This window comes from Mycobacterium liflandii, from assembly GCF_022354805.1.
In the GTDB taxonomy this organism is placed as follows: Bacteria; Actinomycetota; Actinomycetes; order Mycobacteriales; family Mycobacteriaceae; genus Mycobacterium; species Mycobacterium marinum.
The window spans coordinates 1,916,619-1,926,869 of sequence record NZ_CP023138.1 but is presented as its reverse complement, the minus strand read 5'-3'; the positions used below and the strand labels follow the sequence as shown (position 1 = coordinate 1,926,869).

General features: G+C 67.3%; 6 protein-coding genes and 2 pseudogenes. 5 read left to right on the top strand and 3 right to left on the bottom strand.

Going from position 1 to position 10,251, the window contains the following annotated elements; all coding sequences use genetic code 11:
* Positions 1 to 114 precede the first annotated feature (114 nt).
* The gene (locus CKW46_RS08815; RefSeq protein WP_117436979.1) at positions 115 to 1,566 is read right to left on the bottom strand and encodes an FAD-dependent oxidoreductase; all 1,452 of its coding nucleotides are present in this window, start codon (positions 1,564 to 1,566) and stop codon (positions 115 to 117) included.
* A gap of 244 nt (positions 1,567 to 1,810) precedes the next feature.
* Between CKW46_RS08815 and CKW46_RS08810 the strand changes: the two genes are divergently transcribed.
* Complete coding sequence (locus CKW46_RS08810; RefSeq protein ID WP_482053057.1) at positions 1,811 to 2,227, top strand: DUF732 domain-containing protein; 417 nt, start codon at positions 1,811 to 1,813, stop codon at positions 2,225 to 2,227.
* A gap of 3 nt (positions 2,228 to 2,230) precedes the next feature.
* Here CKW46_RS08810 and CKW46_RS08805 read toward each other — a convergent pair whose 3' ends face one another.
* A complete protein-coding gene (locus CKW46_RS08805; RefSeq protein WP_011739583.1) occupies positions 2,231 to 2,524 on the bottom strand; it encodes a DUF3017 domain-containing protein in 294 nt (97 codons plus the stop codon).
* On the bottom strand, positions 2,521 to 3,366 hold the full coding sequence (locus CKW46_RS08800; RefSeq protein ID WP_015354771.1) for a bifunctional methylenetetrahydrofolate dehydrogenase/methenyltetrahydrofolate cyclohydrolase: 846 nt from the start codon (positions 3,364 to 3,366) through the stop codon (positions 2,521 to 2,523). Before CKW46_RS08800 ends, CKW46_RS08805 begins: the two co-directional genes overlap by 4 nt.
* Before the next feature lie 107 nt (positions 3,367 to 3,473).
* On the opposite strand from CKW46_RS08800, the gene CKW46_RS08795 reads away from it, so the two are divergent.
* The 4 genes and pseudogenes from CKW46_RS08795 to CKW46_RS08780 all read left to right on the top strand — a co-directional run bounded on the left by CKW46_RS08795 (position 3,474) and on the right by CKW46_RS08780 (position 10,215).
* The gene (locus tag CKW46_RS08795; RefSeq protein WP_012393056.1) at positions 3,474 to 4,667 is read left to right on the top strand and encodes an NADH:flavin oxidoreductase; all 1,194 of its coding nucleotides are present in this window, start codon (positions 3,474 to 3,476) and stop codon (positions 4,665 to 4,667) included.
* A gap of 41 nt (positions 4,668 to 4,708) precedes the next feature.
* A complete protein-coding gene (locus CKW46_RS08790) occupies positions 4,709 to 4,909 on the top strand; it encodes a hypothetical protein (protein ID WP_015354770.1) in 201 nt (66 codons plus the stop codon).
* A gap of 134 nt (positions 4,910 to 5,043) precedes the next feature.
* Positions 5,044 to 7,664: pseudogene (locus CKW46_RS08785) on the top strand (FHA domain-containing protein).
* Between the two features lie 24 nt (positions 7,665 to 7,688).
* Positions 7,689 to 10,215 (top strand): annotated as a pseudogene (locus CKW46_RS08780) (ATP-binding cassette domain-containing protein).
* Positions 10,216 to 10,251 lie beyond the last annotated feature (36 nt).

Here is a 10,251-nt window from a genome sequence, read left to right as displayed (position 1 = left end):
GACCCAGCCAACCTCTACGGCTTCGCCGGTGAAACCCGTCCCCCCACCGGCGGCTACTGGGTCACCAACCCCGTCTGCTGCCCCCCGAGCGGCCCGATCCCGAGGGGGTAGCCGTCAGAAGTTGAGTCCGGAGTACATCAACCGGCTGGGGTCGTATCGCTGGCGGATTTGGGTCAACCGAGACAGATTCGACCCGAAGTATCGCGAGGGCGCGGTGTTGGCTTCCAGATAGTTGACGTAGCCGCCGACCGAGAACTGTTGCACCGCTTGGTGTGCGGAGTTGATCCATTTGGTGGCAGCGGCCGTTTGCCCACTGCTGGGCGTCTCGACATACCACTGCACGACCGCCGACTGACGCCGCCATGGGAAGGCGGTAGCGGTCGGGTCGATGTCACCCACCGCTCCGGTAAGCGTGTCGACCAGCGCCGACGCCCGCCCCGACGCCGGCGGCCATTTCCCCACCGCCGCGACAATTGCTTGTGCTGCAGCGGAATTCACGGTGCCGATGACATCGGATCCGGCCACGAAGCCACGCGGTGAACTCGCGGAGCTGCCGCCGGCCAGGTACTTCACCAATTCCATGTGGTTGAACGTCTTGGTCTCGATGCCGGTGGGCTGCGCACCGACAGCGGACTTGATCGCGTCGGCCACTCCCCGCCCCGCACCCGCCGGACATGTCGCCAGCACATGGCAATTGGCCTGTGCGGCACTTACCGACATGTCGACCAGGCCCCAGGTGTCGCGGTCGGCCGCTGCCAGCCAGGTCTGCCAGCCGGCCAGCACCTGCGCCGCCGACGAAGGAGTGAAGTCGACGCGCACCACATCGGAGTCGGCGACCGGGAACGTCTCGAACGTCATCGCCGTGGTAACCCCGAAGTTCCCTCCCCCACCACCGCGCAACGCCCAGAACAAATCGGGATGATCCTCCGCGGAGGCGGTCACCGTTTCTCCGCTGGGCAACACGACGGTAGCCGACCGCAGCGCATCGCAGGTAAGGCCGGCGTGGCGGGAGTCGGCGCCCATTCCGCCGCCGAGCGCCAAGCCGCCCACACCCACGGTCGGGCAGCTGCCGGTCGGAATTGCCCGGCCGGCGCCGGCCAGCACCTGGTGCACGTCGGTCAGACTCACCCCGGCGGGCACCGTGACGGTTCCGCTGCCGGCATCGAAATTCACTCCGCCCGGCAGCCCACGCAGGTCGATCACCATCACACCGACGGCGGTCGACGCGCCAATGTAGGAGTGTCCGCCGCCGCGCGGGGCGATCTTGAGCTTGTTGGCGGCCGCGAACGCGACCGCCTTCTCCACGTCGGCCTGCGACGTGACTGTCACCACCGCCGCCGGGTTCGAGTTGTTGTAGAGCGAGTTGAAAACCTGCTTGCCGGAAGTAAATGAGGCGCCGTTGCTCGGCAGCAGCACCCGGCCCCCGATGGAGGACGCCAGAGCGCTCCAACCACTGACCGGTTCGGCCACAGCACGTGCGGATCCGAATAGGGCCGAACCCAACCCGGCCGCCGTCGCTGCGGAGGCGCCGCGAAGAAACGTCTGGCGAGAAATCATGGGCCGCATTATTGTACACCGCGCGGCCAACCGCACTGCCGCATCACGTGTTGCGTCACGCCGTGACGGGATCGTGTCGTTGCAACACCATCACGTACCGGAAGGCTGGGATACCGGCCGAGATCCAATACACATAGAGCGCAAACTTTTACGGCATCGTGTTCGAAATGTGACAACGAGCGAGCAAGGTTCCTGAGGTTGCTTGAGTGTGCCCGGATGGCCCTGGTGCGCTCCAAATCCGATGGGAGCAAGCATGAGGGCATGGCGCTACCAACCATTGACCGTTCGGCTGCTGGCGGGGGCCGCGGGCTTGCTGACCGCTTCTGCCGCGCTCGCGGCGCCGGCTGAGGCCGACTCCGTCGACGACGCGTTCATCAACGCGTTGAACGCGGCCGGGGTCAACTACGGCGACGCGGGAGGTGCGGAGGCATTGGGCCGAAGTGTGTGCCCGGTCCTGTCCGAGCCGGGTGGATCCTTCAATTCGGCGGCGTCGAAGGTCGTCGCCGGCGGTAGCGGCATGTCTCCGGAGATGGCGGCTACCTTCACCAGTATCGCGATTTCCATGTACTGCCCGTCGGTGATGGCCAGGGTGACCAGCGGCAATCTCCCCCTGCAGGGCATTCCGGGGGTGCCGGCCATACCCGGCGTACCGGGCGTACCCGGGTTCTAGGGCTCAGCCGGTACCAAGCGGATCGATCGTGGACGCGATGTAGACCATCGCGGCGCCGACCGAGGTCATGGTGATGAAGTCGGTCGCTTTGCTGCGCACCGTCAGCAGGCCGGCCCGGTCGTCGGACAACACCAACCGCAGCGCGGCGGCCACACCCACACCGATTCCGATCAACAACGAACCTCGGCGCCAGAAGTTTGCCCCGGCCAGCGCGAACGCCACCGCGAAGATCAGCCCGACCAGCAGGATTGGCCATTGAGCGCGCAGCGCGCGCCCGGCGAAATCCCGCACGGTCATCGCTGTTCGGCCAGCTCTACGACGTTGGTCAACAGAAACGCCCGGGTCAACGGTCCGACGCCGCCGGGATTGGGCGAGACGTGGCCGGCGACCTCCCATACGTCGGGATGCACATCACCGGTCAGTTTGCTGTCGACTCGGCTCACGCCCACGTCGACGACCGCGGCACCGGGGCGCACCATGTCGGCGGTCAACATGTGGGGCACCCCGACCGCGGCGACGATGATGTCGGCCTGCCTGGTCAGTGTGGGCAAATCGCGGGTTCCGGTATGGCACAGGGTGACCGTGGCGTTCTCCGAGCGGCGGGTGAGCAGCAGCCCCAAGGGGCGCCCGACCGTCACGCCCCGGCCGATCACCACCACATGTGCCCCCGCAATCGGGACGTCGTAGCGGCGCAGCAGGTGCACGATGCCGCGCGGGGTGCAGGGCAGCGGGGCCGGTGTGTTGAGCACCAGCCGGCCCAGGTTAGTGGGGTGCAGGCCGTCCGCGTCCTTGCCCGGGTCGATGCGCTCCAGTGCGGCGTTCTCGTCCAGATGCTTCGGCAGCGGCAACTGCACGATGTAGCCCGTGCAGTCCGGGTTGGCGTTGAGTTCGTCGATCGTCTCGTTGAGCGTGGCGGTCGAGATGTCGGCCGGCAGGTCGCGGCGGATCGATGTGATGCCCACCTTGGCGCAGTCGGAGTGTTTGCCGCGCACATAGGCCTGTGACCCCGGGTCCTCACCGACCAAGATGGTGGCCAGCCCGGGTGTGCGGCCCGATGCGTTCAGTTCCGAGACCCGCTGTTTGAGATCGACGAAGATCTCGTCGCGGGTGGCCTTGCCATCCAGCGTTATTGCGCCCACGCCAGACAGTCTGGCATGAGCGCATCGGGGCCCGGTCAGGCTGACCCCGCGCCACCCGGCCGGCAAACCCGGGTGCGGCGCTTGCGATCGCCATTACGCTCGCCCTTATGTCCCCCACGCCGGACGTGCTCAGCCCCGCCCAGCTCGGCCCGCTGACGCTGCGCAATCGCGTCATCAAAGCGGCGACCTTCGAGGCCCGGACACCCAATGCGCTGGTGACCGACGATCTGATCGAATATCACCGCCAACCCGCCGCGGGCGGGATCGCCATGACCACCGTCGCCTATTGCGCGGTCTCCCCCGGCGGGCGCACCAGCGGGGAACAGATCTGGATGCGCCGGGAAGCGGTGCCGGGGCTGCGCCGACTCACCGAGGCGATCCACGCCGAGGGCGCGGCGGTGAGCGCCCAGATCGGGCACGCCGGCCCGGTGGCCGACGCCCGTTCCAACAAGGCGACCGCCCTGGCCCCGGTGCGATTCTTCAATCCGATCGCGATGCGGTTCGCCAAGAGGGCGACCCGCGATGACATCGACGACGTGCTGGCCGCGCACGCCAACGCCGCCCGGTTGGCGGTCGAGGCGGGTTTCGACGCCGTGGAAATCCATTTGGGCCATAACTACCTGGCCAGTTCCTTTCTTTCTCCGCTGATCAACCGACGCGCGGACGAGTTCGGTGGTTCGCTGGAGAACCGGGCCAAGGTCGCGCGTGGATTGGTGCGGGCCGTCCGCGGCGCCCTGGACAAGGACGGGATCAGCCATGTCGCGGTGACCGCCAAGCTCAACATGGCCGACGGGGTTCGCGGCGGCATCAGCACCGAGGAGTCGCTGAGAACCGCCAAATGGCTCGAAGAAGACGGTGGGCTGGACGCGATCGAGCTGACCGCGGGCAGTTCGCTGGTCAACCCCATGTACCTGTTCCGCGGCGATGCGCCGGTCAAGGAGTTCGCCGCCGCTTTCAAACCCCCGATGCGCTGGGGGGTGCGCATGATGGGCAAGAAGTTCCTGCGGGAGTACCCCTATCGGGACGCCTATCTGCTGCGGGATGCGCGGCTGTTTCGCTCTGAGTTGTCGATGCCGTTGATCTTGCTGGGCGGCATCACCAACCGCGAGACCATGGATCTGGCCATGGCGGAGGGATTCGAATTCGTCGCGATGGCACGTGCCCTGCTGGCCGAGCCGGATCTGATCAACCGGATCGCCGCCGAAGGCAACCGGGTGCATTCGGCTTGCACGCACTGCAACCAGTGCATGCCGACCATCTACAGCCGCACCCGCTGTGTGGTCACCGGGGCGCCGGACTGAGCCGATGACCCGATCCGTGTCGGGTGCCGGCAAGGAAATCGGTGCTGCTCGCCCTACCCGCCGATCAACAGCCCACCGGCACCGACAATGCCCGCATTCCCATCTTCCCCGGGGCTTCCCGGCGGATTGCCGGCACTGGCGCCGCCGGTGCCGCCGATGAGACTGCCCGGCATGGGTGTGCCACCGCCGCTGCCGAACAACAAGCCGCCCTGTCCACCGCTGCCCGTCGAGGGTTGCGGTGAGCAAAGCGGCCAGGCGCCGGAAGGCTCGGTCGGCCGGCGACAACCCGTATCAGGCCCATTGCGGCGCGGATGCTGGTGTTTCCGGTGAGCGCGGCGGAGCAGGGTAACAAGGGAGCTTGGCTAAAGTTGATGCGATGCCTCAGCCTGCGCCGCCGGCGCTGACCGTTCGCTGCGACGGATCAGAACGCACCTTCGCAGCGGGCCACGACGTGGTGGTCGGACGAGACCTGCGCGCCGATATGCGGATCACCCATCCGCTGATCTCGCGTGCTCATCTCCTCCTGCGTTTCGATCAGGGCCGATGGCTGGCGATCGACAACAATTCGTTGAACGAGACGTTCGTCAACGGCCGTCGCGTACCCATGGTCGAGATCTATGACGGCCAGAGCCTGAACATCGGAAACCCCGACGGTCCGCTCCTGAGCTTCGAGGTGGGGCGGCACGTGGGGATGGCGGGACGCCCACCCCAAACCGAGTCGATGCGGGTCACCCCTTCGATGGTCCGCCCCTCCGGTCAGCACCCCGTTGCGCTTGGGCCGACATCGACCGGAAGCCATACCAGCCACGAGGCGCCGCCGACCGCGCGGTTTCACCCCGGGGCTGCACCGCCCGGTCCGGCCAGAACGGGCCAGCCCATGTACCCGAGTAGCTCGGCCCCGTGGCGCCCCACCGGGTATCCCGCCAGCCCGGCACCCCCACCACCGTCGAACTTCCCCCCGCCACCACCGCGTCCCGGACCGCAACCGCCGCAGCAGGCCACCAAGCCTCCCGAGGTGGCCAACCTCGCGACCAAGATGTTCCATGCGCTGCTACCCAGGTCCGGAGGCGCCGAGCGGCCGGCCGGCTCGGTCACCATTGGCCGGGCCACCGATAACGACATCGTCATCCCGGACATTCTGGCGTCGCGACATCACGCATTCCTGACCCTGACACCGTTGGGCACCGAGATCCGTGACGCGCACAGCGTCAACGGCACCTTCGTCAACGGGGTCCGGGTGGGTTCGGCGGTCTTGAGCGACGGCGACGTCGTCACCATCGGCAACGTCGACCTGGTGTTCACCGGCGGCACCCTGATCCGCCGCACCGAGGCGGCCACCCGCAGCGGCGGCCTGGAGGTCAAATCGGTCTGTTTCACCGTCGACGGCGGAAAACAGCTGCTCGACCACATCTCGCTGACCGCGCGCCCCGGCACGCTGACCGCCATCATCGGTGGGTCCGGGGCCGGCAAGACCACGCTGTCGCGGCTGATCGCCGGGTATACCAGTCCCAGCTCGGGCACGGTGACTTTCGAAGGCCACAACATCCATGCCGAATACGCGTCCATGCGCAGCCGGATCGGAATGGTTCCGCAAGACGATGTGGTGCATCGCCAGCTGACCGTCAGCCAGGCACTCGGCTACGCGGCCGAACTACGGCTTCCCCCGACACCAGCAAAGAGGACCGCGCCCAGGTGGTCGCCCAGGTTCTCGAAGAGCTCGAACTGACCAAGCACGCCGAAACCCGCGTCGACAAACTCTCCGGCGGCCAGCGCAAGCGTGCGTCGGTGGCACTGGAACTGCTCACTGGACCGTCACTGCTGATTCTCGACGAGCCGACCACCGGCTTGGACCCCGCACTGGACCGGCAGGTGATGTTGATGCTGCGCCAGTTGGCCGATGCCAGTCGGGTGGTACTCATCGTGACGCACTCGGTTGCCTACCTCGACGTGTGCGACCAGCTTCTGCTGGTGGCACCGGGGGGCAAGACGGCCTTTCTGGGCCCGCCCAGCGAAATCAGCCAGGCCATGGGCACCGCCAACTGGGCCGACATCTTCACCAACGTGGGCGCCGACCCCGACGAAGCCAACCGCCGTTTCCTGGAACAGAAGCAGGAGCAGCCGGCCTTTCCGTCCGAGGCCAGCCCGGCGGTCGACTTGGGCGAACCGGTGCACACCGACGTGCTGCACCAGTTCTCCACGGTGGCCCGTCGCCAGATTCGGCTGGTGATCTCCGACCGGGGTTACACGGTGTTCTTGGCGCTGTTGCCCTTCCTGATCGGCACACTGACCCTCACCGTGCGCGGCAAGACCGGGTACGGCATGTCGGACCCGATGGGCAACAATCCCGCCCAGCCCGACCAGATTCTGGTGATGCTCAATGTCGGCGCGGTGTTCATGGGTACCGCGCTGACCATCCGTGACCTCATCGGAGAGCGTCCCATCTTCCGACGAGAGCAGGCTGTCGGCTTGTCGACGGCGGCCTACATGGGCGCGAAGATCGTGGTCTTCTGCGCCTTTGCGGTCACTCAGGCGGCGATCGCCACCACGATTTCGGTGGTCGGCTGGGGCAAACCGCTGTCGGACCCGGTGCTGCTGGGTGATGTCAGATTCGAGCTGTTCGTCACCGTCGCCGCCACGTGCGTCGCTTCGGCGCTGCTCGGTATGGCCCTGTCGTCGCTGGCCCAGTCCCAGGACCAGATCATGCCGATGCTGGTGGTGTCGATCATGTCTCAGCTGGTGTTCTCCGGCGGCATGATCTGGGTGACCAACCGCTTCCTGCTCGACCAGTTGTCCTGGCTCACGCCCGCCCGGTGGGGTTTTGCGGCGTCGGCGTCGACGATCGACACCCACCGGCTGGTGCCGGGCCCGACCGACCCGAAGGACCAGCACTGGGACCACAAGGCCAGCGCATGGCTGTTCGACATGGCCATGCTCGCGGTGTTGTCGATCGCCTATACCGCCATCGTGTGGTGGAAGATTCGGCTCAAACGGCGCTGACACCCGCACAACTAGGGTGAAGTGATGACGCGAGCTCAGCGGCCGGTGCTGACGGTCCGGTCGGGCCCGTCGCAGCGCAGCTTTGCCGCCGGCCCCGACGTGATCGTCGGAAGTGATCTGCACGCCGACCTGCGTGTCGCGCATCCGCTCATCGACCGCGCGCACCTGCTGCTGCGCTTCGAGCAGGGCAGCTGGGTCCCGATCGACAACAATTCGCAAAGCGGGATATATGTGGACGGACGTCGGGTCCCGCTGATCGACATCCGTGACGGGCTGGCCATGAACCTGGGCCGAGCCGACGGGCCGCGCATCACGTTCGAGGTGGGACATCACCAGGGGGTGATCGGGCTACTGCCGCCGCCGGAGACCATGCCTGGAGTCGCCCCAGCCGACCGGCCGCCGTCGGGCGGCCCATCCCCCTCGGGGCCTGGGTACCGGCCGGGGCCGCCCAGCTATCCCAGCCGTCCCAGCTGGCCGTCCCCGCCGCCCGACCGTCCACCCGACCCGGTCGCCAGCGCCCAGCTCACCAGCGCCATACCGCTGCTCCCGCCGCCCGCCCGCCCAGGTGCGCACACCACCGCCTCGCACTACCCGGACCGAACGGTCGACGTCCTGGGCGCCGACTCGGGCCTTGCGCCCGCACTTGCCGACACCATCTCGATCGGCCGCGCTGCCAGCAACGACATCGTCGTCTCCGACGTGCTGGCGTCGCGCCATCACGCGTTTTTGACACCGACCCGGATCGGCACCGAGATCCGCGACGCGCACAGCATCAACGGCACCTTCGTGAACGGAATCCGCGTCGGGTCAGCGATCCTCAGCGACGGCGACATCGTCACCATCGGCAACGTCGACCTCGCGTTCACCGGGGGCACCCTGGCGCGCCACACCCAGGTGGCCACCCGCGCCGGCGGACTCGAAGTCAACGCGGTCAACTTCAGCATCAACGGCAACGGGCTGCTCGAAAACATTTCGTTGACCGCCCGACCCGGTACCTTGACCGCCGTGATCGGCGGCTCCGGGGCCGGCAAGACCACCCTGTCGCGGCTCATCGCCGGCTACACCAGCCCCAGCTCTGGCACGGTCACCTTCGAGGGCCACAACATCCACGCCGACTACGCGTCCTTGCGCAGCCGGATCGGGATGGTCCCCCAGGACGACGTCGTGCACCGAAAGCTCACGGTCAACCAGGCCCTCGGTTATGCCGCCGAGCTTCGGTTGCCACCCGACACCAGCAAAGAGGACCGCGCCCAGGTCGTCGCCGGTGTGCTCGACGAATTGGGGCTCACCCAGCACGCCGACACCCGAGTCGACAAGCTGTCCGGCGGACAGCGCAAGCGCGCGTCGGTGGCACTCGAGCTGCTCACCGGACCATCGCTACTGATCCTCGACGAGCCGACCTCCGGCCTGGACCCGGCACTGGACCTGCAAGTCATGATGATGCTGCGGCAACTGGCCGACGCCGGGCGGGTGGCGCTGGTGGTCACGCACTCGCTGACCTATCTCGATATCTGCGATCAGGTGCTGCTGATGGCGCCCGGGGGGCAAGACGGCGTTTCTCGGTCCGCCCGATCAGATCGGCCCAGCCATGGGCACCACCAACTGGGCCCACATCTTCGCCAAGGTGGGCGCCGATCCGGACGAGGCCAATCGCCGCTTCCTGGCCCAGCACCGCGCCGCAGCACCCGCGCAGCCGCAGACGCCCACCGACCTCGGTGCGCCCGCCCACACCAGCGTGCGGCGCCAGTTCTCCACCATCACCCGCCGACAGGTTCGGCTGGTGATCGCCGACCGCGCCTACTTCGCCTTCCTCGCTATCCTGCCGTTCATTCTGGGTGCGCTGTCGCTGACGGTTCCGGGTGACACCGGGTTCGGCATTGCCGACGCGACCAGTCAGACACCCGACGAAGCCGCCCAAATTCTGAATCTGCTCAGCATTGCCGCGGTCTTCATGGGTACCGCGCTGACCATCCGCGACCTGATCGGTGAACGTGCCATCTTCCGTCGCGAGCAGGCCGTGGGTTTGTCGACGTAGGCCTACCTCAGCGCCAAGGTGTCGGTGTTCTGTGCGTTTGCCGTCGCCCAGGCGGCGATCGCGACCGGCATCGTGTTGCTGGGCAAGGGCGCGCCGACGCAACCGGCGATACTGCTCGGCAATCCGAGTTTCGAGCTGTTCACCGCCGTCGCGGCGACCTGCACGGCATCAGCGATTCTCGGACTGCTGCTGTCCCCGATCGCGCGCTCGAACGAGCAGATCATGCCGCTGCTGGTGGTGTCGCTGATGCTCCAGTTGGTCCTCGCCGGCGGTGTCGTGCCGGTGACCGATCGGATCTTTCTTGACCAGCTGTCGTGGCTGACACCCGCCCGCTGGGGCTACGCCGCGTCGGCGGCCACGGTGAATCTGCGGGAACTGGTGCCCGGCTCGATGAGCCCCGAGGACAGCCACTGGACGCACTCGACGACGGCATGGCTGTTCGATATGGCGATGCTTGCCGCGCTGTCGGTGGTCTACTCGGCGGTGGTGTGGTGGCGCATCCGGCTCAAGCGGTGAGCAGCACAGTCGCCTAGTGCATCAGCCCATCCGATG

Bases quoted from the DNA above. Each gene is read 5' to 3' on its own strand.
- CKW46_RS08815 (WP_117436979.1), bottom strand. From the start codon at position 1,566: ATGCGGCCCATGATTTCTCGCCAGACGTTTCTTCGCGGCGCCTCCGCA.
- CKW46_RS08795 (WP_012393056.1), top strand. From the start codon at position 3,474: ATGTCCCCCACGCCGGACGTGCTCAGCCCCGCCCAGCTCGGCCCGCTG.
- CKW46_RS08805 (WP_011739583.1), bottom strand. From the start codon at position 2,524: ATGACCGTGCGGGATTTCGCCGGGCGCGCGCTGCGCGCTCAATGGCCA.
- CKW46_RS08810 (WP_482053057.1), top strand. From the start codon at position 1,811: ATGAGGGCATGGCGCTACCAACCATTGACCGTTCGGCTGCTGGCGGGG.